Source organism: Arthrobacter sp. R1-13, from assembly GCF_054161475.1.
Map to the genome: position 1 here is coordinate 2,102,652 of NZ_CP096420.1, position 23,338 is coordinate 2,125,989.

The following is a 23,338-nucleotide window of genomic DNA, read 5'->3' on the forward strand; positions in this document are numbered from 1 at the left end:
GGCCAGCGTTCGGGTTAGACCTGTATGAGGCCGCCGCCTGGGCCGACGGTCACGACCGGGAGCTTGAATTCACTCCGAAGCGCGTCGCCGACCCATTTGTTCCAAAGCGCAGCGATCGTTCCGCGTCCGGCATGATGCCGCAGCCAGTTCGAAATCCAGATGTGTGACTTGTAGTCACCATGAGGCAACAGGAAAGTGTTAACGTCCACATAAAGGGGCTCGCCCGGCAGGACGGTCAGGCCCGGGTTGTTTCGAAGCCCATTCATGACATTGAAGATTGAGGCCAGTGTAATGTCAGCCCGTCCGGAAGCCACCTCTGCGATCGCCACCGTCGCGTCAGCCAGAGCAACGAACGTGGCCTTCGGATAACGCTGGGCGCCAATTGATGCCTGGGAGGATCCCTGGATCACGGCGATCTTCACAGCGGGATCGTTCAGAGCCTCATCCGTTTCGATAGTGCTCCCGGGCTTACGCAGCGCGTAGATGGGTGCATAGTTCGCAGGGATGTCAGCGAACAGGCCCTCATTGGCCCGGGCGGGCAGATTCGTGACGGGTTCGAGCATTTCAACCTTGCCTGACACCAGCGCGGGTACAAGCTGCGCGAAGGGCATTTCCGTGAAGTTGATCTTTATGTCTTTGTCCAGATCCGCCATCATCATCTTGACCATCTCCACACTGAACCCGTCCGGCTCACCGGCGGAGTTGCGGAACTGCATCAGCGGAGTGGAGAATTCCCAGCCCAGGTTTGCCTCTTTCGTCCGCCGCCACTTGTCCACCAAGGGTTCCTTGTCGGCAGAGGAGCCCGCGCCGGTGGCGCCCGCGCCCCCGTCTGCTCCCGGGATGAGCCGGGTCAGTCCAAAGACTGCCGCGCCGGCTGCTGCGCCGGCGATCAGCCCCCGGCGGCCAGGATGTTCGTTCGTGGTAGTTACAGGCGAAGTGTCGGAGTCATGCTCGGTCTTGTCGCTGATGGCCATTTCAGGTCCTTTCCTGATTTGGACGTGCCCTCGCGGCCACGTCTCTGTGATGATAATCATGCTATCGCATATCGTATAGGAAAACCTACAGGTTTCTTTCCTGGTTGAAAGTTTTGCCGGATTTCCAGTGAGCAGCTCGGAATTGGGAGAGCGCGTTGTCGTTCCCTTGATGACAAGCGTCCTGCACAAAAAGACAAGGTAGCTGCCAAGAACCTGAACCAGACTTGCAGTAACCTGATCGGCTATCCGGCCGTGCTCAGCTGCCTACTCGAAGTGGAGTAACCCATGGAATCCTACGATGCACTTCTCGCGTCCATCTCTGACACCTCCGAGACCACGCGGACGATTTTTGATCCTGCAACAGGCGAACCGGTGGGCGAAGCGCCTGTCCATACGCTCGAATATCTTGAGCAGGTAATCGACGCCGCCCAGGCAGCCCAATCAGGCTGGGCGGACTTGGGCCACGACGGCCGGTCCGCCGCGCTCCTCAAGGCAGCCGACGCCGTCGAGCGCTCAGCGGAAGAACTCGCCCAGCTTCTCTCGCGCGAACAAGGCAAACCGCTCAACGGACCCAACGCACGCTTCGAAGTAGGCGCCTGCGCCGCCTGGCTGCGCACGGCCGCCACCATCCCCCTGGACCCGGAAACAATCGTGGACGACGGCGAGACCCGCGCCGAACTGCACTACAAGCCAATCGGCGTCGTAGGGGCCATCGGGCCCTGGAACTGGCCCATGATGATTACCGTCTGGCAGATCGCGCCTGCCCTGCGGATGGGCAACGCCGTCGTGGTCAAGCCGTCCGAATACACGCCGCTCAGCGTGCTCGCCCTGATCCACGTCATTAACCAGGAGCTGCCGGAAGGCCTCCTGAGCGTGGTCTGCGGCAGTCGCGAAGTCGGTGCCCGCATGACCGAGCATCCCGCCATCGGGAAAATCATGTTCACCGGCTCAACCGCCACCGGCAAGGCCATCATCAAGTCCTCCGCGGACACCGTCAAACGGCTCACGCTAGAACTCGGCGGCAACGACGCTGGCATCGTGCTTCCCGACGTGGATTCCAAAGCCATCGCTCAGGACCTCTTCTGGGGCGCCTTCATCAACACCGGCCAGACCTGCGCGGCCCTCAAGCGCCTCTACGTCCACGACGATGTCTACGACGCCGTCTGCGAAGAACTCACCGCCGTCGCGGCCGCAATGCCCATGGGTAATGGCATCAACGAGAACAACGTACTTGGCCCTCTGCAGAACAAAGCACAGTACGATATTGTGGCCGGCCTCGTGGACGCCGCCCGCGACAGCGGGGCACGCATCCTGATCGGCGGTAACCCCGACCCCGACCAGCCCGGCTACTTCTACCCCACCACGCTGGTAGCCGATATCGACAACGACAACCCACTTGTGGCCGAGGAGCAGTTCGGCCCGGCCCTGCCGATCATCCGGTACAGCAACCTGGACGACGCCGTGTCAAAGGCTAACGGCCTCGACGTCGGTCTCGGCGCCTCTGTCTGGTCCTCCGACCTTTCTGCCGCGCGGGAGGTAGCCGCACGCATCCAGGCGGGAACAGTCTGGATCAACAAGCATGGCGCTGTAGATCCCCGGATCCCGTTCGGCGGAGCCAAGCAATCCGGCTATGGCCTCGAGTTCGGTGTTGAAGGGCTCAAAGCACTCGGCGTACCGCAGGTAATCAACGGCTAAAACCGCCACAAGCGTCTGGCAACGACGAGATGCCCCCGTTGTGTGACGGGGGCATCTCTTGTGGTCTGGAGTTGAAGGGAAGCGTCACCTTTCGGCGTGGCGGCTCCCTTGTTCCTTGATGAACTTCGTAGCCCGCTCGGCGATCATGACTGTCGGCGCATTCGTGTTACCTGTCGTCACCAACGGCATTATTGCGGCGTCTGCTATACGGACCCCCGCAAGGCCCCGGCCCCTTAGCGTCCGAGGGTCAACAACGGCGTTGACGTCGACACCCATCTTGCAGGTTCCGACCTGGTGGTGGTAGGTGATGACTGTCCTGCGAACATACTCTTCGAGCTCGTCATCGGACACGTGGGGTCCCGGTAGAGTAGAGCTCGACGGCGCCACGCTCGGCCAACGCCTGTGCTCGGCCTAGCTCACGGCACTGCCGCTGAGGCGACGAGGGCTTTTAAGTCCTGCTCCTCATTCAATGCGCCCAGATCGATCAGCAGAGGATCCTCGTGGGCAGGGCCGGAGAGTTTGACGGCTCCCCGGTCTGATGGTTGTGCACGTCGAGCAGGCCTGGCATCAAAAACGAGCCGTGGAGATCAACAATCCGGGTCTGAGGCCCGCATGCCAGCTCCGCATCATGGCCGAGCGCCAGAACCTTGCCGTCCTTCACCGCCAGTTTGGAAACCAGTGGTTGAGCGGTATCCATGGTAGCGATGGTTCCATTGACCAGTACCAGATCCGCAGTATTCTCAAGAACGCGAACTCAACCCCTTCAGTAGTGATGACATGACTCCAGCGTGAGCCCGGGGCCCACCTCGTTGTACTTGCGCGCACGCCACTTGACTCTCCGCGACTAGCCCAGATCCAGAACGCTCTGGCGAATCTGCAGGAATGTAAACGCGGGGAACTGAGCGCAGGCGGGCGACCAGGGTTGCGGCGAGCAACGCCGTCGCTATTTCCAGCGCGATGACCATCAAGAGTCCGCCGTCGCCGCTGACGCCGTGAACGTTCGACGGCGGCAAACCGGAGTGAGTGTGGCTCCCGATTGCACCGCCCACCAGTAACATCCCGTGGAGGGCAACCATGACGATGGCACAAACCATGACCCGGTGCAGGGCTCTTACACGACTGTGCTGCCAGATATGGACGGCGCAAGGCAGGCACACAGCCGCCAGGCCCGTCATCAGCGCACCTAGCCAAGGGCCGTGCTGGTTTTGGAACGCAAGCCATACGTGCACGGCACTGGAGCCGGTCACCAGCAGGGCGCACAACCGCGGATGCAGGACGGGCCCGCTGATGCTGACCCGTCGTCTAAATGTCACGGAATTTCCCTAGCCGTGGCAACTGGCGGAGCCGGCGCTGGAGCCGGAAGCGCTGTGGCAGCTGCCCGCCGCGCTTGATCCGCTGGAGCTGGCGGGCACGTCCAGGACCGGGCTTCGGTCGAAAAAGCCTTCAGGGCGCAGCTTGAAACCAACCGTATCCACGGGCATGATGGGCCAGTCCTCCACGCGCGGGAAATGCGTGAGGCCGAAGGTGTGCCAGACGACGATGTCCTGGCCATCGATCTCACGATCCTGGCCCACGTATGCCGGCAGGCCTGCTCCGCCCGGGTGCTGGTTCACGAAATCGCCCGTCGGGTAACGCTCGTTGTCGGCGTAGCGGGTAACCCACACGTCCTTGGTGGCGAAGGCAGCCCGCCGGGCAATGGACGAATCCGGATCCGCCAGCAGCGTGGGCTGGTTCTGCGAGTGGAGCTTGTAGCCCACGGGCTCGCCGAGCCGGTTGCGGGATTCGGGGTTGGAGATGATCCAGGTCCGGCCGGCTTGAGCATCAGCCTCACGGACGGCGTCGGATTCGCGGGTGAGCACGGTCCGTTTGCGGGAGAAGGCGTTGCCCCGCTCGTTCCCCTCCCCCATGGACTGTCGGATGACGTCTTCCTCCTCCACGCGGTTGGTAAAGCCGTCAATGGCCATGTCCAGGCGGGCGCTGAAGAGGTGCTGGTGGAAGGGCGCCCCAAGGCCGGGTGCAAGCTGGGAGATGTTGTCCGAGCCGGCCTCCGGAAACGCGCTGGTGAAGACGACGCCGGTGGCCTTGGCTTCGAATTCGATGGTGCCGTCGAGGTAAAGGTACCAGTAGAAGCCGTAGTCGTAGTTGCCGATGGTGGTGAAGAACGAGATCACGAGCCGGCGGTTGCGGCGCGTGTAGCTGATGCCGCTCCAGAGGTCACTGTGCTTGGACAGGATGCCCCAGTCCTCCTCGTGCATACAGATGCCGTTGCGGATCTCGCGCGGGTTGCCGAACGCGTCGCTGATCACGGGGCTGAGATAGGTGATGTCACCGAGGCAGTCGCAGCCAAGCTCCAGGGAATTGGCGTACTGCCCCACCAGATATTCGCCGGTGTCGAAGTAGTTCTGCCAGGACCGGATGGGCGACGGGTCACCGTACGGAACCACCATCTCGGCGATGGAGGCCCGGTTGATGATGGGCCGCATGCGGTCACCGTCCTGGAAGGCAACGTTGTGGAGCACCACGCCTTCCCTGACGTCGAAGCAGACATCCACGCTCCACTTTTCCCATTCGACGTGGTTGCCGCCGATGACCTTGAAGCTGGGGCCTTCAGGCTGGGTGATGTTGATGGGCTTTTGCGTGGTGCGGAGCGGCCCTGTCAGCTCCGGGTCCGTGTAGTTGCCGTGCTCGGACGGGATGGGCATGGCGCCGAGGTCTATGACCTGCGTGACTTCCTTGCTGACTACGTCGACGTAGGCCACAAGGCCGTCCACAGGATGGGCCCAGGCGCTGTCCTCCGGAAAATCCTGAACAAACGCCAGGCCGCGAAGGATCCGGCGGCCTCTCTCCTCCGGGTACTCGAACACCCCTGCCGAGAGCGGGGCAACGCGGACCTTGGTGACGTCGAGGCCCCGCTCTCCCAGCGCTTTCAGCCAGCGGTTATCGGTGGCCAGGAGCGACTCGACCACCTCGAATTCCTCTTCAAGGACGGGAAGCTCTCCCGTGACGGCTGTATCGAGTTCGACGGCGGACACGACCTCCCGCATGAACGTTGAAACCACCACGTCCACGGGCGCCCCGCCGGTCAGGTCATGGATAAAGATCCGGAAGCGCCGGTCCCCGACGGAGCCCGCGACAGCGGCAGCATCGGCGTCGGCAGTCCCGACGGCGACCGTCACCCGGGCGGGATCCAGCAGGCCCAGGTAGGCGATGCGCTTCTCCGGGCCCAGGTGGCCGGCGGAGCGCAGGATGGCTTGGACCTCTGTGATCTCGCCAGCTGATGCCAGGCGGTACGGGGAAGCTTTGTCAGCTGTTGCAAGCGTCATGAATGACCTTTGTCCGGGACCGTGGCGGTCGTGGTTTTTATTTTCTATACTTGTAGAGAATAAGCATCCGTAAGATGGCTCACAAGAGTCTGAGCGAAAATATTTCCCCCGGGAGTGGACGCGGTGCCGAAAATAGTTGACCATGACGAGCGCAGGCTGGAACTGGTGGATGCCACATGGCGGATCATTGCGCGGCTCGGCATTGAAGGCGCCACCATGCGGGAGATTGCCTTGGAGGCAGGCTTCGCCAACGGGGCGCTCAAACCATATTTCCCCACGAAGGACACCCTTCTGGAGTTTGCATTCGGGCACGTCTTCAACAGGACCAACCAGCGCATCGCCGCAGTGACGGAAGGTAAAACCGGACTGTCGGCACTGCGGGCCTTCTGCCTGGAGGTGCTCCCGCTGGACGAGGAACGGGTCAACGAAGCGCGGATAGTGATCCCGTTCTGGCAGAAGGCGATCAACGATCCCCAGAAGGCGGAGATCCACCAGAAGTCCATGGAGGAATGGCTTGCTGCCATCCGGCAATATCTCGCGGAGGCGCGGGAGGCTGGGGACGTCAGTGCCGCCGTCGACGACGACACGGTGGCGAGCCAGCTCCTGAACATGCTGCTGGGTGCACAGATCGGGGCAGCACTGGGCGCCGGTTCCAGCGCCGGCCCCCGACTTCCAGACCAGCTCGAGGGATTTCTGGCCCTGGTGGCCAACTGAGCCCACCCCTACCCGGAGGCCCCCCGCACGCTTCAATTGGCACTCCAGTAAAAGATTCTTTTTTCGACAACTGTTGAAAAAAGACCTGTTCCGGCGTTAACCTGAGTGGACTGTGTCCCAGGACACATCCATGGGGGAACCCACGCTATGCGGCCATCCGTCGTCAGGAACATCCATGCCAGTTGCAGTCCAGCCCGCCAGCCAGAACGTCAGGTCCAGCGTCGCGCTGACGTTCGACCACTGGAAACACCTCGTAGCGGAGTCCTTTGTGCCGCTCAGCGCCAGGACAGAAGACATTGACGGGTTCCGCGGCCAGATGCGCTTGCGCGTGCTGGACCGGATGTCCGTCGTCGAAGTCACCGCAACCTCCCACGAGGTCCACCGCACCCCCGCCCTGATCGCCCGGGCCACTGAACGCTACTTCAAGCTCAACCTCCAGCTGGAGGGCACGGGACTGCTGATCCAGGACAACCGCGAGGCCCTGCTCCAGCCCGGCGACCTCGCCATCTATGACACCAACCGTCCCTATACCCTCGCCTTCGAGGAAGAGGCGCGGATGATGGTGGTGATGTTCCCCTGCGATGCCCTCTCGCTGCCCACGGACTACGTGGGCCAGCTCGCCGCAGTCCGAATGGCCGGAAGCACCGGCCTCAGCGGGATTGTGGGGCAGTTCATTCGGCAGCTGTCCGAGAACCTTGACGTCCTGAGCGGTCCCAGCGGTTCCCGGCTGGCCACAAACGCCCTGGACCTTGTATCCACCATGCTGCACGCCGAAATGGACATCGCCCCGGACCAAATGAAGCCGCAGGCTCTCCTTGCCGTGTCGGTGCGGGAATACATCGAGGCCAACCTGTCCGATCCACTGCTGTCACCGGCGAGCATTGCGGCCGCACATTTCATTTCCACGCGGCACCTGCACAACGTCTTCCATGAATCAGGGACCACCGTGGCCAGCTGGATCAGAAGCCAGCGACTGGACGGCGCTCGCCGCGAACTGCGGGATCCGCTGCATGCCGGGCGGTCAGTAGGCGCTGTCGCTGCCCGTTGGGGTTTCCTCGACGCAGCGCATTTCAGCCGCATCTTCCGCGACGCCTTCGGCGTTTCCCCTAGCGACTGGCGCCGCGCAGGCTGACCAGGCCGCCCGCCGCAACAACCGCCGCCGTCTGGCGGCAAGCAACCAGCCGCCGTCGTGCGTTGGGAAAATCACCGGCCGCAAGCAAATGACCCGGCCCGGAGTAATCCGAGCCGGGCCAATGCCGCAGTTGCCTACCTCGCTGCAGGCGCACCTAACTGACGGAGTCCCCCATGACTGCAGCCCCGCTGCGCCGCTCCACCCGGCCTTCCACCAGTACACCGGCCAGGAACACCACCGGGACCGCTGCTAACAGGGCATTTGCGGTCTCTGCGCTGCCGCCTATCAGCGACGTAAAGTTGCTGACCACCAGATACAGGACCCAGGCCAGCAACACGGACGCCAGCGCCGGCGCCAGTAGGGTCTGCCAAAGCTGACCCGTGGCCTTTTCCCTGCGAAAGAAGCCGACGACGGCGATGGAGCAGAGCATGTACAGCACCAGGAGTGCCGCAACAGCCAGCCCGCTGAACCACGAGAAAAGAGTCAGGACCGGGTCCAATGCCAGCAGCGCGAAGGGCGCCACCAGTACGACGGCGGAAGCGGTCTGGATCCAGGCAGCCGTGGCGGGTGCACAGTGCCGGTTGGTCCGGGCAACGATTGCGGGCAGGGAACCGCGGAGTGCCAAGGAATGGAGGTAGCGGTTGATGCCGTTATGGAAGGCAATGATCCCCGCCAGCAGGGAGGTGACCAGCAGGATGCCCGTGGTGACTCCCGCCCAAGGCCCGAAAAGTTCCACCATCGGCGTCAGGACAAAGGCGGTTGAATCGCCGGACTCCAGTGCCGCGCCTGCGGCATCGATCACCTGGGACGGGCCGTAGTAGCTCACCAGCATCCACGAGATGAACGAGAAGAAAACAGCAATAACGCTGACGGACAAATAGGTTGCCCGCGCCACCGTGCGGTGCGCATCCTTGGCTTCTGCAGAATAGATAGCCGTGGACTCAAAGCCGAACATGGAGGCCACAGCGAACATGATGGCCACCCCCGGGGCGCCGGAGGCAATAGCTTCCGGCGAGAAGGACGCGGCCAAGCTGAGGCCTTCGGGACCGCCACCGCGGAACAGGACGGTCAAGCCAAACATCAGCAGGACGGCCACTTCCAACCCCACCAGGAGGGCCAGCACTCGGGCGCCAAGTTCGATGTTGAGGGAACCCAGCACCTGTACGCCGGCCATGGTGACCAAAGCCAGCAGCCACCAGGGGATGTCCAGTCCGGTTGAGGCTAGCAGGCCGGAGAACGCGGCACCATAGAGCCCGTACATCGCTGCCTGGACTGTACTGTAGGCCAGCAGGGCCAGCCAGGCCGTGCCGGCGCCGATCTTCCGCCCGAAGGCGGCGGTCACATAGGCGTAGAAGGCGCCGTTCGCCTGGATTCTGCGGCTCATCGCGACGAAGCCGACTGCGAAGATCACGATTACGATGCCGACAATCAGATAGGCACCGGGGGCACCGGCGCCATTGCCGAGTGCAACCGCGAGCGGCGAAGCCCCGACGATCCCAGTGAGGGGCGCCTGGGCGGACAGGACAAAGAACAGGATGCCCATGACGCCGATACTGCCGGCGCGAAGGGCGGTTGAATGCTCGGTGCGGGGAGAGGCTTCAGTGGTCCGGGACTCGGAATTCGAAATACTCATTGGATCCTTCTTAACGGTCATGAGTGTTGGGGAAAGGGTGCCACCCTAGGGGGCAGGTACCGTGAAATCCAGCATCGCAGCGGGCAGGTGGTTCGCCTTGTCGTGCAGCGATCAGTTGTTGTTCCTAAGCGCAGCAGCAGTTGCGAGGGCGGCTTCCATGCCGCTCTCGATTGCGCCATCGATGAAACCACCCCAGCCGTTGGCGATGTCCGAGCCTGCAAACCGGACGTGGCCATGGGCCGACTGCAGGACTGCGAGGTGGGTCGACAGGAATCCGGTGGCGTGCATGGGCCACGTTTCACCGGACAGCGGATCCTCCACCCAGTTGTGGCTGGCCACTCCCGCGACTTCAGCGTCCGGGACAAGGCGCACCAGCTGCTCCTGGACCGCGGCCGCGTCCTCCACGTCGATTTTTGCGGCGTCCGGTCCGAATCCCACCACAATGGTGCCGCCATCGATGCCGTATTCCGTCTGGAAGAAGTTCAGGGGCCAGTCGGCGCCGCCGAGGGCCACGAAGGGTGTGTGGTCTCCCTTCAACCTGATCCAGACCTTCGTTCCTTTGGACACCTGGCCGAGGCGGATTCCTTCGGTCTTGGCGGCCGACAGTGGCGGCTCGAAGTTCACCGCCTGCATCGCATGCAGAGGAATGGTGATAATCGCGGCCAGCCCGCGAACGGTCCGCCCATCGGTGCTGCGGATGCGCACCGACGTGCCCGCGTCGTGCACGCGGTCCACCGTGAAACCGTGTTCGACGCCGACCCCGGAGTCAGCGAGGATCGCGTCGGCGAGGGCAGCTGTGCCGCCGACTATCTTATAGGTGGCGCAGGCCTCGAAGCTGACCGCCCAGTCTCCGTTGGTCAGGGCGACCCAGCGAAGGGCCTGTGTCAGGGCCGCATTCTCCAGCGGACCGTTGAAGTTCAATGCCCAAAAGGACTCCAGGATGTCGCGCTGGGCGCCGGCAGGGAACTGCTGGCGGATCCGGTCCTGGACGGACACATGGTCGATTGCCTTGAAATTGTTGCGGGACAGGGGCCTGAACGGCTCCGGAAAGTACTCGCGGGAGTACTTCACGAATTCGCCATTCATCCCGCCGATGAGCCGGAGCAATTCGTCCGGCCCGCCCTCATGGCGGCGCCCGTCCGCCCACCAGAAGGCCCGTTCCGGTTCAGGGCTGGGCGTGGTGTCCAGGCCGTAGCGCTTCAGCTCAGCCCAGACATAGGGCTGGGTCCAGTGCACCCAGGTGCCACCGATTTCCAGGTCGCGCCCCAGCCGCCGGTCCAGCCAGGTACGTCCGCCGATCCGCTCGCGGGCCTCCACGATACGGACGGACAGTCCCTGCCTGCTGAGCTCGCGGGCGGCCGTGAGCCCCGCGAAGCCGGCCCCAACCACCACAACGTCGTACAGTTCGTGGTCCACGGCCACCACCTAGGAATACACAAAGAATTCGACGGTGGGCGCCAGCACTTCCCACCTGGTGCGGGCGCCTTTGTTGAAGGACGCTGCGGATCCGGCGGTGAGGTCATAGGAGTCCCGGCCCTCCACCTCGATGCGGAGGTGTCCTTCAACAAGGGAAATCGTCTCGTCGGCATGAATCACCAGGTCGAAGGGGTCGGGCGCCTCCGCCGGAGTGACATGCCAGTATCCGCAGGCGAGGTCCGTGCGGCCGCCCTCTCCAAAGCGGCGGACCCATTGGACCTGGCCGAGTTCGAAGGGTTCATTCTTGTTCGGGTCGAGGGCGGACGAAGTGGTGAAAGCAGGGGTTTCCGGCACGTTGGGCTCCAGTGGTTTGCCTTACCGGCGGTTGAACCGGGGCGGTAAGGGAATTTCAGGTGAGGCAGCAACGCAGAATCGCCAATCAGTGATCCACATCACCACTGAGATGAATCTAAGCACTTGCTTAGTTTAAGTCAAGAGGGGTTGCAGGGAAGCCGGAAGCAATGGCTAGACTCGGCATATGAAAAGCTCCGCCGCTCCTGCCGCTCCGTCCAAATACGGAACGGGCAAGGAAGCCCTGCTGCGCGCCGCCGTCGGCGTGGTGGCGGCCAAAGGCCTGCGTGGGCTCACATATCGTTCGGTGGCGGAAGCCGCCGGTGTGAACAACACACTGGTGGCCCACCACTTCGGAACCCGCGATGCGTTGATCGCCGCGGCCCTGGACTGGGCGGCCGACCAGTCCATCAACGCGTCCCAGCTGCGGGAAGCGGCAGCCGTGGGCCATTCCTTCGCAGAGTCACTCCTGGAGCTATTGCTGGCCGAACCGGAACTGCAGGTCTTCCAATACGAGATGATCCTCGAGGCCCGGCGGCGGCCCGAACTGGCGGACGCGGTTACCGCCCTCTATGAGAACTATGTCAACACCCTGGCTGATGGCCTCACCGCGTCCGGGGTCACCACCAACGTGCAGATCGTGGCACGGACGCTGTTCGCGGCACTGGACGGCCTGGTGCTCCAGTACCTCGCGGGTGTGGACCGCGCACTCATTGCGGCGTCCCTTGAGGAAGTTCACGAAGTGCTGCTCCTCCGGACTGGCCCACAACGCTAAGCTAACGCTCGTTTGGCCCGCTGCGTCGATCCAGCCACGACGTTTGCTGCTCACTTAGTTCGATGCCCAGACCCGTCATCGTGCCGCGATACTCTGCGATTGACCGTGGCCCAACCAATGCAAAGGTTGGGAATTGCTGGGCCAGCACGTAGGGCAACGCCACGGCCGTAGCCGGCACTCCGAATTCATTTGCCAACTGTTCAGCCCGGCGCTTCCGTTCAAAGTTCGCATCGCCGTAAAAACAACGTACGAGATCGGGGTCACTGAGGTTGTCAGGGTTCGCGCGGGCGAAAAACCCGCGGGCCTGGGAAGATCAGGGCAGGAGCGCAACGTCACGTTTGTGAGCCAACGCTTGGACTCCGGGTCGGTAGCAGTGCGGCATCCGGCCCACGGGACATCGTAGGCCTCCGCCAAGCCGAAGTAATTGCTCACAACTGTGAGGGGCCGCCTGCCATTCGCGGCCGCCCAGGCATTGGCTTCATCAAACCTCTCCAACGTCCAGTTCGAACCGCCAAAAGCCGAAATACGCCCAGCGCCGGCATGCTCATAACGCCCTCGGCGCTGATGCAAACTGCACTCACGACAGCCCGCTCTGCACCACCAACCCGGTCACACCCCCGCGCTCCCGGAGACACCGGCTGCCAGTCCCCTGGCCAACACGGGATCTCCCGCCATGAACGCACTCCTGCTCCTCGCAGGCCTACAGTTGGCAGCAGGCGGGAGCCTGAGGCTCATGCGCCGCCGCAAAGCCAGCCAGGAAGAGGAAGGGGCACTCCCAACCTAAATCTTCGGTCACCGCTGCTTCCCCCTGGTGTGGCGGTGACCGGAAGCGGCACTGATGAAAACCAGCCGCAAAAAAACAGATGCATGCCCCCATGAGACCGGAGGCCTGTATCTGTTCCATGCCATGGCGGCCCGATCGACGAACAGCACCGCTCTCCTGGTCGTTGGCGTCCCCTCCGGTGGGAGCGACCCGCGAACCAGCACAGACCAAGATCAACACGGGAAGAAAGAAGCCCTACCCATGGGGGCAATGGCTATGTCGAAACCGTGGAGACGCTTTTTGCTTGCTGCCGTCTTATCCATCATGTGCTACGGCTTCGTCGGTCTCCTCGACAAAGGGCTGATGGTTCATCAGTTGCCCAGCATCACCTTCCCTTGTCTCAATGGGTATTTGCCATCAGGGACCATTCAAAATCCTGAAGGCCAACCTGTGCAGCCAGGGGCTGATTACGTCTTCGTGCCTTTGGGGCTGCAATGCACATACACGATGACTGACGGGTCCATCACGCAGTCCTTCCACCTTCGGTACGTCCAGACGGTTATCGCGGGTCTGCCCCTCGTCCTCACTCTGGCCCTGGTGGCAAGGTCTCTCAGAACATCTTCAAAACAACGGGGAAAAATGAATAGAGCAACATTCCGGGTCTGTGTGGCTCTTATAACAGCGCTTATTTCAGCGTCATTGGCAGCCATGCCGGGCACGGCATCCCCGGATATCCCCTTCGAGATGACAAGAGCCGCCGGTTATCGACGCCAATAGAGCACAGGCTTCAACATTCCATTTCACTCCAGGACGCTGCTTCCGAAGCTCCCGGTTTCCCCAGACGGGGGGGTGGGGCTGTTCTGTTTTCTGCTCCAAGAGTCTTCCGGACCGGGCTTGCCGCCAATCGGCCCTCCGCGATGGCTGGATGCTGAAAAACTGCTTCGCGACGAACGCGCTCTGCTCTCCTAGCCGTCCATCGATTCTCACCGGGACCTACAGCCACATCAACGGGGTGACCACCCTCGAGACCCAGATCGACGCTGGAGCATCTCGACCGCACTGGTCCTGCTCAGCGCACTGGCGCTGCACCGGCGCGACGTCGGCGCATAGTGGGCGGAAGTGGCCCACTCAGGCAGCTCCATAGTTCCGCTGCCCCTGGTTCTCGGCGCGCCCAGCTCGGCTGACGCCCAACAAGAGGGGCGCCCTGGGCAAATCCGGCCGAGATCCGCTCCCATCAGCGGGCGGCCAAGGTGTCTATTTTGTCCCGCTTCCGTCGTCGTCGGCCGCTTCGGCACCTTCTTCCGCTTCGACCATGGCCGCCTCGCTGAAGGGGACGGCTGCCTGCAGCCCCGTCGTTCCCCGAACCGGGCCGAGCCGGCGCTGGCGCAGCGGGTCGCGGCGCAGGTCAGCGTACAGTGCGACACAGAGCCCGATGATAATCAGCACAAACGGGCTGGCGGCCAGGATGGTGAAAGTCTGCAGGGCGGCGAGCCCGCCGACGGCCAGCAGGACCGCGGCCACCGCGCCGGTGAGGAGGGCCCAGAAGATCACCAGCGGCTTCCAGGGATGCTTGCTGCCGCGTGTGGACAAGGTCCCCAGAACCAGGGCGCCGGCGTCGGCACCGCTGATGAAGAAAACGGCGGTCAGAACCATAACGACCAGCGCCGCCCCGATGAAGAAAGGGTAGTTCTGCAGGGCTGCGAAGAACCCTGCCGCCTCGCTGCCGGTGCCGGCGATGTCCACGCCGTTCAGCTGCTGGTTCATGCCGGCTCCGCCGAAGATGACAAACCACACAATGCTGACGGCGGTGGGCACCAGCAGCACGCCCAGGACGAATTCCCGGATAGTGCGCCCGCGGGAAATCCTGGCGATGAAAGTGCCGACAAACGGGGTCCAGGAGATCCACCAGGCCCAGTAGAAGATGGTCCAACTGGCCAGCCAGTCACTGCCTCCGAAAACAGCCGAATGGAAACTCATCGGGACCAACTCGGTCAAGTAGGCACCGATGGCAGAGGGCAGCAGATCCAGGATGAAGAGCGTGGGGCCGGCCACAAAGACGAACAGCAGCAGGACCCCGGCCAGGACCATGTTGGTGTTGCTCAGCCATTTAATGCCCCTGGAGATACCGCTGGCGGCGGAGAGCACCACGCCGACGGTCAGCACACAGATCACGATGATCGGCACCGCGGCCGTGGGGTCTTCCTCGAATTTGCCGGTGCGCAGCAGCGCTAGGCCCGCAGCGATCTGCAGCGCCCCGAGACCGAGCGAGGTGGCGGTACCGAATTTGGTGCAGATGATGGCCAAGACGTCGATGGGCTTGCCCCAGCCCCTCTTTTCGATGCGTTCCCGGCCAAACAGGGACTGGAACGGGGCGCTCATCAGGTTGCCTCGGCCCATCCGGTAGGTGGAATAGGCCAGCGCCAGCCCGACGACGGAATAAATCGCCCAGGGATGCAGACCCCAGTGGAACATCGTGTAGGCCATGGCGGTCCTGGCGGCCTCCGGGCTGCCAGGCGCGACGTCGACAAAGGGCGGCGGGGAAGCCAGATGGGTGACGGGTTCGTACACACCGTAGAACATCAGTCCGATCCCCATGCCGGCGCTGAACATCATGGCGACCCAAGAGAGGGTGCTGAATTCTGTCGCTTCGCCTTCATAGGAGAGCGGGATCCGTCCGTAGCGGCCGAAGGCCAGGACCAGGGAAAATACGACGAATCCGGAGGCGCCCAGGATGAACAGCCAGCCGAAGGTGCTGGTGATCCAGGACAGGGCCGCCGCGGCGCCGTCCCCCACGGCGTCCGTGAAGAATACGCCGAGGAGGATGAGCACCAGAATGATCCCGGCCGAGACGCCGAAGACCGTCTTGTCAACGCTCGCCCAGCCCTGGGCCGGCGGCAATGATGCGGGTTCCCCCAGCCGCTCCTCCAGGTCCTGGTCGTCGCTTGAATGATGGTTCATCGGACTCCTCACAAAATCGTGGGCTATGCCGGTCCTTGTGCAGTCCACCGTCCGGGAGGATAGCTAGTTGTTCGCCGCGTGGCCTTCGTCAGTATAGTTGCCGCCATGACTCCCAGTGAAGAATCCCCAGCCCCGGAGCCCGCCGACTACACGCGGGACGGAGACGACGGACACACGGAATTCGGCGGCCACGGACGCGTGGCCAAGCGGGATGCACGGGTTGCCGCCTCTGCTGAGTGCGATGAAGCCAACGCGTCCATCAGCGTCGCCGTCGCTATCGGCGGTCTGCCAATCAACCTGACATCCATGCTGGCGAGCGTGCAGAACGACCTTTTCGATCTTACGGCGGACCTCTCCGTCCCGCTAAGCCGGCCGGAGACGGCGCGGGCAAGGATTGTCCAGGGGCATATCGACCGGCTGGAACGTGCCGCACAACATTTCGCCGCGGATTCCGAGGGCGTCAGCGGCACCGTGCTCCCCGGCGGCACTGCCGGGGCGGCGCTGCTGTATATGTCCCGGGCCGTGGTCCGGCGCGCCGAGCGGGCGGTCTGGATCGCCGTCGAGGAATATCCGGATACGGTCAATCCGGTGACCGCGCGCTATCTGAACCGCTTGTCGTCCCTGCTGTTCGTCCTGGCGCGCGGGGCCAATGCCGAGCACGGGGATATCGTGTGGATCCCGGAGGCATCGGTGCAGCCGGTTGGCACTGACACCGCCGCCGCCCAAAGCCCCGACGAGTAGGAACAGGCGGACCGGCGGCTCAGCCCTCGACGCCGGTGGGCTCGTTCGGCGTGTGGGCGGCAGTTCGGTGCTGAGCCGGATTTCGCCGGAGTCGACGTCCACGGCATGTAGCCCCTGGCAGGCGCGGGGCTGCTGCCATTCGTCCTGCTCGATCCACGCCTGCACCACCGGAATGCTCCGCGGTTCGCGCCCGAGTCCGGATCCGGGACGTGCGGTGCCCCATCCTTCCCGAGCACCACGGCCTCACGCTGCGGGCCGCGGCCCAGCCACTGGTAAGAGTAACTGGCGCCCAACTCCACGATTTTCAGCTCCGCTGTGGCGCTGTCGACGAGCGAGATTCGCTCGGGCCGTTCGAGTTCGGTGTCCGGATCCGTCTTATAGTCGCCCAGTACTACCGCGGATTTGTTCCGGTAGTTCCGGTAGGAGCAGGCCGAGCGCCGGCCCACTTCGTCGCAAGGTTCAGATGCGATGACCTCCACCGCCACCTTGGTCATGTTGCGACCTGAACGAGCAGCAGTGCATCGTGCTTGGAGCGCACATGGTTATATAGCGCGGAGGGCGAAATTTCCAGCCCCTGGGCAGCGCCGTGAAAGTCAGAGCTGACAACATCAATGATGCAAGATCAGTGAAGACCTCCAGCAGTACCTGCGTGATTTCGCCGACCACACCGCACAGATCAATGAAACGCATCGACGGCTTCCAGCTCATGCTCCGGGACATCCTCACTGTCAACGCCACCTTGGTCGCCCAACGCCAGAACGGGGAAATCAAGAGAACAGCTCGTCAAGGTTGCCGAGACTCTTCGCTGACTGAGTTTTGTGCAGCAGAAGCAGGTCGTTATCGCTGGCGATCCCCAGTAGACTCCGGAACTTGCGCGAGAAGGATGAATGCTGGTCAGTCACCGCGGCCGCCTGCGGCCAACTGGACTTGATCTTGGTCTCCAGTCCGTTGCGGGCGAACTCCTGGAAGTCTGTCAATAAGGCGTCTTCCTGCAAGGCCACGTGCAGTTCGCTGACCTCGGCCGGGGAGTTGCTGCCGCGCTTGAGATGGTAGAGCTTCGCCAAGACGACGGGCTCCGCGGCCAGTCCGTTCCGATACCGAAGCAGGATGCCGCTCCAAGTGGCACAAGGACCCAAGTGGTCGCTGGCTACCTCCCAACGTGACTTCATCCGCCTGGCGCCGCCGGGCACCTCGGATGCAGCTAACTATTGGCCGATCTTGCCCACGGCTCATGCTGCTCGCCGGGGAACTTGATGTCGGACTCATGTACTCCCTGCACATCAACACCGAGATGGAGCAGACCACCATTGCACCCGTACGGCTCCAGCTCCTGCTCAACCCCGACCACCCGCTGGCCGTTCAGAACGAAATAGCCCTGCGCGACCTGAGCGACTCCCCCGCCGCGCTCCTGGGCCTGCAGCCTGCACGCGACCTGGCCGAAACACAGCTGCCCAGCGCAGGATTCGAGCCGCATATCAAATGGGGCAGCACCAACGCCGAAACCACCCGTTCACTCGTTGCACGGGGTCTGGCATACTCCGTCCTCATGGGACGACCCCTCGGAGACCGCACCTACGAAGGACTGCCCCTGGCCTACCGGCGCATTAAGGACGAACTGCCGGACAATGCAGTCGTCGCAGCCCATCCCCGCGGCACTACCCCCTCCCAAAAGGTTCGCGCCCTCCTCAAATACTGCCAGGACGAATTCACCCTCGACCGGTCACCGGTGCAGTAACAACCCGACACGGATCAGGCGCGCCCGGCATACCCCCGCAACCCGTCGTCAACAGGACAAGCCGGACGCCGATAACGGCGCATATGTTCTGAACTGTCCCTTCCCTACGACGCCTCAATTGCGTTCTGCGATGCCTTTTCCTCGCGAGTCCGGATAGCTAGGACGGCGTGGCTGTCCCCATCGTCCATCGTCGCTGGTCAGATCATCCGTGCAACTAAGGCGCTACGAGCGCTGGCATCCGCAAAAAATTTCCCTTCGGCGCTCCTGCGTCGCTTACCTCCTCCTGAAATTTCTCGGGCTTTGCCCGGTTCCCCTAGTTGCGCTCCGGACGCTGACTCACCCGCTGGTCGGATATCAGATGGGCGCAGAAATAAAATCGCGGAGGACTTCCCCGGATAAACCCTGAGGTAAACCCATAACTGGCCCAGCGCCAGGAGTTGCCCGGCGCATTCAGTGGACAGAACGTCCGTTGTCGGCAGATAAAGCAAGGGGGTGGATGGAATCGTCCTAGTTTGCACCCGCAACCCGTAGGCAGGCTCCCGCCGTCAGGCAGTAGAAATACGGTTTGGTAGACGCCCCTCAGCCAGACCGGCTTCCGGCACCGTGGACTCTCTGACAATTAGCTGCGGCTCCAGGGTGCGTGAGCTGATTTCCTGACCGTTTATGCGGGCAAGAATCAATTCCAAAGCTTGCTTTCCCATTTCAGTCATTCTCGATCGAACTGTGGTCAAGGGTATGGGGAGGGCTCCAGCTATGGAAACGTCGTTGAACCCTACGATTCCGACGTCTTGGCCCGCTTGCAGCCCCTCTTCACGTAAGGCGCTGAACGCCCCTATTGCCGCAAAATCGTTGACGGCGAAGAGTGCTGTGGGGCGTGGTTGGAGCTGCAGTAACTTCGTGGCTGCCTGGTGGCCAGACTCTACATCGAAGCCTGAGATGAGTACACGGTCTTTATGGATGGGCAGACCGGCATCCGCGTACGTTTTAAGGAAGCCGGCCGTCCGATCAAGGCCTGTGCTTGCATAGGATGCACCGGCAACTACTGCCGGGCTCGTGTGACCCAGGGACAGTAGGTGCCGGGGATCGTCACCGCTGTTTGCGACAAAGACGTTGTAGCCGCGCTCCCGCGCCGCTTCCTCGATGCCCTGGTAGATCGTGGCCAGAACCAAGTCGGTGAGTCGAGGCACGAGGACGCCGATGAGGCTGCTGCGGCTGGTGCGCAGCCCCGTGGCATGCGGATTTGGAGCATAGCCAACTTCCCGGGCAACCTCTCTGATCCTTGACGAGGTCGCCTCAGATGCTGCCTGAAGACCGGGCGTCTTAGACGGCGAGAGAACCCGCGAAACATTCAACAGCATTGCAGGCTTCCGTTTTCTCCTCGGCGTCGGCATGGGCGCCGAGTTCCCGGTCGCGGCAGCATTGATTGCTGAATTCATGCCCGCCAGCAAACGCGGCCGGTACGCCGCACTGCTCGAAGGAGCCTGGCCGGTAGGCTTCATCACCGCAGGCGCCATCGCCTACTTCATGGTGCCGAACTGGGGCTGGCGCGGTTTCTTTGCCCTCCAGGCCGCCCTGGCCCTGTGGGCCCTTGTCATCAGGCGCAGCGTTCCCGAATCACCGCGCTGGCTTGCTTCCCGCGGCCTCACACTCGAAGCGGACCGCATGATGACCGGAATTGAAAATGCCGTTTCCAAAGCCACCGGCGCTTCCCTCCCGGCCTACACGGTCGATGCCTCCACGCATGCCAGAGCAGACAGCCAAGGCGGAATCCGCTCACTGTTCGTTCCTGAATACCGCCGACGGACCCTCATGCTCTGGCTCGTCTGGTTCTGCATCCTTTTCGGCTACTACGGCCTCACCACATGGATCGGCAAACTGCTCACCGACAGCGGATTCGATGTCACCAAGAGCATCGGCTTCATTCTCCTCATGGCCCTCTGGGGCATCCCAGGGTTCCTGTCCGCAGCTTTCCTCATCGAAGTCATCGGCCGGAAATACTGCCTCGCCCTCTACACAGTTCTTTCCGCCATCGCCGCATTCTTCTACGGCCAAGCCGCCGGCGAAACAGAACTGATGATTTATGGCTCGCTCCTGCAGTTCTTCTTCGGCATGTGGTCCTCCATCTACGCATTCACGCCCGAGCTCTTCCCCACACGGGCCCGCGGTATCGGCGTCGGAACCGCCACCGCCGCAGGACGCCTCGGCGCGCTCCTAGGCCCCATCGTCGTCCCCCTTCTGCTCGCCGCGGGAGGAACCAGCCTCGTATTCACCGCAAGCGCCGCACTATTCGTACTAGCCGCCGCCATCGTTCTGATCACTCTCCCCGAAACAAAACGCGCCGTTCTTGAAGACATTTCCCACTAAACCCTCCATCGGGCCAACCCAAAGCAACCGTTGACTATCAAGCAGGACAAGGAAAAACAATGAGCGTGCTAATCCAACCCTCGGGCACCGTCCGAAGAATCACAACTGACACTGCCCCTGCGGGCCCCTACTCCCAAGCAGCCGCCCACAGCAACGTCCTTTACCTGAGCGGCCAGCTCCCGATAAGTCCCCACACCCAAAGAATCGAAAGCCCAGACGACGCTATCGCTCAAACCCACCAAGTGCTCGAGAACATCACCAAAATCCTCAACCACGCGGGCAGCAGCCTCGAACACGTACTCAAAGCAACCATCTTCATAACCCGCACCGAGGACTTCCCCGACGTCAGCAGCACCTACAGCACATACTTCGAAGGCAAATACACTGCACGGTCATGCATCGTCGTCTCGGCCCTCCCCCACCCTGACGCCGTCGTCGAAATCGAACTCATGGCAGTAATCACTGGCGGGAATTCCTCCCCAGTGGAAAGAGCCTTCTGAAAGTCACCACTCACCACCCGGGGGTCAGCGGTCACCAGCCGTTGACCCCCGGACACGGGAACCCGAAAGGAACGTGCGTGGACACAGCTTTCATCCGATTCGATGATTGGTGCACGCTCGAAGGAGTGGAAGTGCAAGTATGGCAATATGGAAAGCTAGTTCGAACCGGCACTATTGACACCGCAACCTCCGACTCGGAAATCGTCTGGACGGCGAGCAATGTCAACGTCATCGACAAGGCCAGCGGCTATGAACTTCGAATAAGCCTCGAACAGATGATCCTGAGGCGCCAACGTTAGGCGTGTCTCTGGCCCACTTCCCAGGTTCCCATCCTGGTTACCCGCCGGAAAGACGACAGCTCTCGATAACTGGACCTGTAAGACGTTGCGTGCCGTTACGCCTGGTCGATGTCAGGAGGTCTCACGACGGGCCGCAAACCAGAAGGCAGCACCGTGAGGACCCTGACTCCAAAAAAGTTCACGGTTCCGGGCATGGCCGGCTACATTGCCAGACTGAACGAAGAATAGCTTGCCACTCCCCTCGGCGGTAGGCGACGCTTTCCCTTGGTGGCGATGAAAACTGCTCGTGCTGCCCGGATGCGGCACCTCCGCGATCGGAATCGGCAGCGCAGGGTTTGCCCAAGATTGTCCAAGCTTCGTCAGGACGTGCACAGGGTTTACCAAGGATTCCTTCCGGTTCCGGATCATGGCCTCTACGGTTTGCGAACATGGTCTGGGGCTCCTTTTCCAACCCGCTGAGCATGGGACTTGGAAGGGGAATGGGGGCGGCCTCGGCGGCCAGGTTGAGCGCGAGTCACCGCGCCTCCCCGTCTAGGGCCACCGAGGCCGGAACTCTTTGCCCCATTACTGGGGCTTCATTTTTCATCGATGCTGGGGAGTGTTTGTGCGTAAGAATCGATTAGTTCGGCTCGTGGTGGCTGGCTTGGTCCTGCCATTGGTTGTTTTGTTGGGCATCGCCGTGCCATCGCAGGCTGCAGGACGGGCAGAGATCACCCTGAGTTCCTTAGCCGGTCCGGCGGGAGCGTCCGTCACCGTGACCGGCGCCGGCTTTGCCCGGCAGTCTTCCGGAACTGTGACGGCTGGCTCATCGAGCGTCCCATTCACTACAGGAGCCAACGGTTCCTTCACAGCGGACGTGATCATCCCGACGACAACCAACGCAACCGTTGTACTGACAGCCACGGCAAGAAAGGCATCGGCGGCCGCGGCGTATACCGTCACGTACAGCCCGGCCTCCCTCAATGCCGGACGTGACAGCGTGGCGGCCGGTTCTGAACCAATGACGATGGCCGCCCGGACGAAGACGTCCACAACAACGTCCACCCCGCCGATCAGTTCCGATCCGCTCAGGTTCGGCGTGTCGACCCCTGGCGGTCCGCTGGCAACCAGCGAGCTCGACGCCGTCGCCACCTTGGTCAATGAAAGCCCCTCCATCGTCATGTCCTACAAGGACTTCAGCCAGGCCGCCCCAATCACGGACCTGAACGCCGTCGATGCCCGCGGCGCCACCAGCCTGATCACCTGGGAGCCCTGGCTGTGGAGCGGAAACGGCGCCAACCAGCCGGCGTACGCCCTGGACCGCATCACTGCCGGAGACTTCGACACCTACATCGCCCAGTGGGGCAATGCCCTGAAGACCTGGGGCAAGCCCGTCATGCTGCGGTTCGCCCACGAAATGAACGGCAACTGGTACCCCTGGGCCGAAGCCGCCAACGGCAATGGCCCCGGAGACTACGTAGCCGCGTGGCGCCACGTCCACGATGTCGTCGCCGCCACCGGTGCCACCAATGTGCAGTGGGTCTGGGCTCCGAACGTTCCGTACTGGGGATCCACACCGCTCACCGGGCTCTACCCCGGCGCCGCCTACGTCGACATCGTGGCCCTGGACGGCTACAACTGGGGCACGTCCCAATCATGGAGCTCCTGGACGTCGCCGTCCGCCCTGTTCGGCGAGGGCCTGACCGCGCTTCGGAGCCTGGCCCCGGGCAAGCCGATCATCATCTCCGAGACCGCGTCGGCCGAGGCCGGAGGGTCCAAGGCAGACTGGAACACCGCCCTGGTCTCCTACCTTGCGGCCCAGCCCGACATCACCGGTTTCGTGTGGTTCCACCACAACAAGGAAGTCGACTGGCGGATCAACAGCTCCACCGCTTCGGCGAATGCCCTCGCCACGGCCCTGGCGGCCCGCTGACCCGCCGGCTCCGCACAGCCGACGTCGCCCCGCACCTGCTGGTAACACTGCAG

At 62.7% G+C, this 23,338-nt stretch carries 24 protein-coding genes; 13 read left to right on the forward strand and 11 right to left on the reverse strand.

Annotation, left to right across the window (positions count from 1 at the left end; all coding sequences use genetic code 11):
* Positions 1-14: 14 nt before the first annotated feature.
* Positions 15-974 carry a substrate-binding periplasmic protein gene (locus M1D88_RS09630; RefSeq protein ID WP_458114287.1) on the reverse strand — a complete coding sequence of 320 codons (960 nt, stop codon included), beginning with the start codon at positions 972-974 and terminating at the stop codon, positions 15-17.
* A 285-nt stretch (positions 975-1,259) separates the two neighbouring features.
* Between M1D88_RS09630 and M1D88_RS09635 the strand changes: the two genes are divergently transcribed.
* Complete coding sequence (locus M1D88_RS09635) at positions 1,260-2,669, forward strand: aldehyde dehydrogenase family protein (RefSeq protein WP_458114288.1); 1,410 nt, start codon at positions 1,260-1,262, stop codon at positions 2,667-2,669.
* An 84-nt stretch (positions 2,670-2,753) separates the two neighbouring features.
* On the opposite strand, the gene M1D88_RS09640 is transcribed toward M1D88_RS09635, so the two are convergent.
* The 3 genes from M1D88_RS09640 to M1D88_RS09650 form a co-directional block, all read right to left on the reverse strand.
* On the reverse strand, positions 2,754-3,020 hold the full coding sequence (locus M1D88_RS09640; RefSeq protein ID WP_458114289.1) for a GMC oxidoreductase: 267 nt from the start codon (positions 3,018-3,020) through the stop codon (positions 2,754-2,756).
* A gap of 133 nt (positions 3,021-3,153) precedes the next feature.
* Positions 3,154-3,366, reverse strand: coding sequence for a hypothetical protein (locus M1D88_RS09645; RefSeq protein ID WP_458114290.1), 213 nt, complete (start codon positions 3,364-3,366; stop codon positions 3,154-3,156).
* 625 nt (positions 3,367-3,991) lie between these two features.
* Positions 3,992-5,992, reverse strand: coding sequence for a primary-amine oxidase (locus tag M1D88_RS09650; protein WP_458114291.1), 2,001 nt, complete (start codon positions 5,990-5,992; stop codon positions 3,992-3,994).
* A gap of 123 nt (positions 5,993-6,115) precedes the next feature.
* Between M1D88_RS09650 and M1D88_RS09655 the strand changes: the two genes are divergently transcribed.
* Entirely contained in the window at positions 6,116-6,706 is a 591-nt protein-coding gene (locus M1D88_RS09655; RefSeq protein ID WP_458114292.1) for a TetR/AcrR family transcriptional regulator, read from the forward strand.
* A gap of 175 nt (positions 6,707-6,881) precedes the next feature.
* On the forward strand, positions 6,882-7,838 hold the full coding sequence (locus M1D88_RS09660; RefSeq protein ID WP_458114293.1) for an AraC-like ligand-binding domain-containing protein: 957 nt from the start codon (positions 6,882-6,884) through the stop codon (positions 7,836-7,838).
* Between the two features lie 154 nt (positions 7,839-7,992).
* Here the strand turns inward: M1D88_RS09660 and M1D88_RS09665 are convergent, their stop codons facing one another.
* From M1D88_RS09665 to M1D88_RS09675, 3 genes are all read right to left on the reverse strand, one after another.
* Entirely contained in the window at positions 7,993-9,471 is a 1,479-nt protein-coding gene (locus tag M1D88_RS09665) for an APC family permease (RefSeq protein ID WP_458114294.1), read from the reverse strand.
* A 111-nt stretch (positions 9,472-9,582) separates the two neighbouring features.
* A complete protein-coding gene (locus M1D88_RS09670) occupies positions 9,583-10,887 on the reverse strand; it encodes a flavin monoamine oxidase family protein (RefSeq protein WP_458114295.1) in 1,305 nt (434 codons plus the stop codon).
* Between the two features lie 9 nt (positions 10,888-10,896).
* The gene (locus M1D88_RS09675; protein ID WP_458114296.1) at positions 10,897-11,241 is read right to left on the reverse strand and encodes a cupin domain-containing protein; all 345 of its coding nucleotides are present in this window, start codon (positions 11,239-11,241) and stop codon (positions 10,897-10,899) included.
* Between the two features lie 184 nt (positions 11,242-11,425).
* Here M1D88_RS09675 and M1D88_RS09680 point away from each other — a divergent pair, with 184 nt between their 5' ends.
* The gene (locus M1D88_RS09680) at positions 11,426-12,013 is read left to right on the forward strand and encodes a TetR/AcrR family transcriptional regulator (protein ID WP_458114297.1); all 588 of its coding nucleotides are present in this window, start codon (positions 11,426-11,428) and stop codon (positions 12,011-12,013) included.
* A 1-nt stretch (position 12,014) separates the two neighbouring features.
* On the opposite strand, the gene M1D88_RS09685 is transcribed toward M1D88_RS09680, so the two are convergent.
* Positions 12,015-12,209, reverse strand: coding sequence for a hypothetical protein (locus M1D88_RS09685; RefSeq protein ID WP_458114298.1), 195 nt, complete (start codon positions 12,207-12,209; stop codon positions 12,015-12,017).
* A 477-nt stretch (positions 12,210-12,686) separates the two neighbouring features.
* Between M1D88_RS09685 and M1D88_RS09690 the strand changes: the two genes are divergently transcribed.
* The 3 genes from M1D88_RS09690 (at position 12,687) to M1D88_RS09700 (ending at position 13,920) form a co-directional block, all read left to right on the forward strand.
* Entirely contained in the window at positions 12,687-12,797 is a 111-nt protein-coding gene (locus tag M1D88_RS09690) for a hypothetical protein (RefSeq protein ID WP_458114299.1), read from the forward strand.
* Positions 12,798-12,851: 54 nt separating this feature from the next.
* On the forward strand, positions 12,852-13,553 hold the full coding sequence (locus M1D88_RS09695; RefSeq protein WP_458114300.1) for a hypothetical protein: 702 nt from the start codon (positions 12,852-12,854) through the stop codon (positions 13,551-13,553).
* A gap of 148 nt (positions 13,554-13,701) precedes the next feature.
* On the forward strand, positions 13,702-13,920 hold the full coding sequence (locus M1D88_RS09700) for a hypothetical protein (RefSeq protein WP_458114301.1): 219 nt from the start codon (positions 13,702-13,704) through the stop codon (positions 13,918-13,920).
* Positions 13,921-14,030: 110 nt separating this feature from the next.
* Here M1D88_RS09700 and M1D88_RS09705 read toward each other — a convergent pair whose 3' ends face one another.
* Positions 14,031-15,734 (reverse strand): BCCT family transporter, encoded by a 1,704-nt coding sequence (locus M1D88_RS09705; RefSeq protein ID WP_458114302.1) that lies wholly within the window; start codon positions 15,732-15,734, stop codon positions 14,031-14,033.
* Positions 15,735-15,812: 78 nt separating this feature from the next.
* Between M1D88_RS09705 and M1D88_RS09710 the strand changes: the two genes are divergently transcribed.
* Positions 15,813-16,475, forward strand: a complete 663-nt coding sequence (locus M1D88_RS09710; RefSeq protein ID WP_458114303.1) for a cob(I)yrinic acid a,c-diamide adenosyltransferase — start codon at positions 15,813-15,815, stop codon at positions 16,473-16,475.
* Between the two features lie 767 nt (positions 16,476-17,242).
* Here the strand turns inward: M1D88_RS09710 and M1D88_RS09715 are convergent.
* A complete protein-coding gene (locus M1D88_RS09715) occupies positions 17,243-17,539 on the reverse strand; it encodes a hypothetical protein (RefSeq protein ID WP_458114304.1) in 297 nt (98 codons plus the stop codon).
* Between the two features lie 131 nt (positions 17,540-17,670).
* Here M1D88_RS09715 and M1D88_RS09720 point away from each other — a divergent pair, with 131 nt between their 5' ends.
* Entirely contained in the window at positions 17,671-18,210 is a 540-nt protein-coding gene (locus M1D88_RS09720; protein WP_458114305.1) for a LysR substrate-binding domain-containing protein, read from the forward strand.
* 545 nt (positions 18,211-18,755) lie between these two features.
* Here the strand turns inward: M1D88_RS09720 and M1D88_RS09725 are convergent.
* Entirely contained in the window at positions 18,756-19,568 is an 813-nt protein-coding gene (locus M1D88_RS09725; protein WP_458114306.1) for a LacI family DNA-binding transcriptional regulator, read from the reverse strand.
* Positions 19,569-19,599: 31 nt separating this feature from the next.
* Between M1D88_RS09725 and M1D88_RS09730 the strand changes: the two genes are divergently transcribed.
* From M1D88_RS09730 to M1D88_RS09745, 4 genes are all read left to right on the forward strand, one after another.
* Positions 19,600-20,574, forward strand: coding sequence for an MFS transporter (locus M1D88_RS09730; RefSeq protein WP_458114307.1), 975 nt, complete (start codon positions 19,600-19,602; stop codon positions 20,572-20,574).
* 59 nt (positions 20,575-20,633) lie between these two features.
* Entirely contained in the window at positions 20,634-21,074 is a 441-nt protein-coding gene (locus M1D88_RS09735; RefSeq protein ID WP_458114308.1) for a RidA family protein, read from the forward strand.
* Positions 21,075-21,205: 131 nt separating this feature from the next.
* Positions 21,206-21,373 (forward strand): hypothetical protein, encoded by a 168-nt coding sequence (locus M1D88_RS09740; RefSeq protein ID WP_458114309.1) that lies wholly within the window; start codon positions 21,206-21,208, stop codon positions 21,371-21,373.
* 604 nt (positions 21,374-21,977) lie between these two features.
* The gene (locus tag M1D88_RS09745; protein WP_458114310.1) at positions 21,978-23,285 is read left to right on the forward strand and encodes a glycoside hydrolase family 26 protein; all 1,308 of its coding nucleotides are present in this window, start codon (positions 21,978-21,980) and stop codon (positions 23,283-23,285) included.
* Positions 23,286-23,338: the final 53 nt, after the last annotated feature.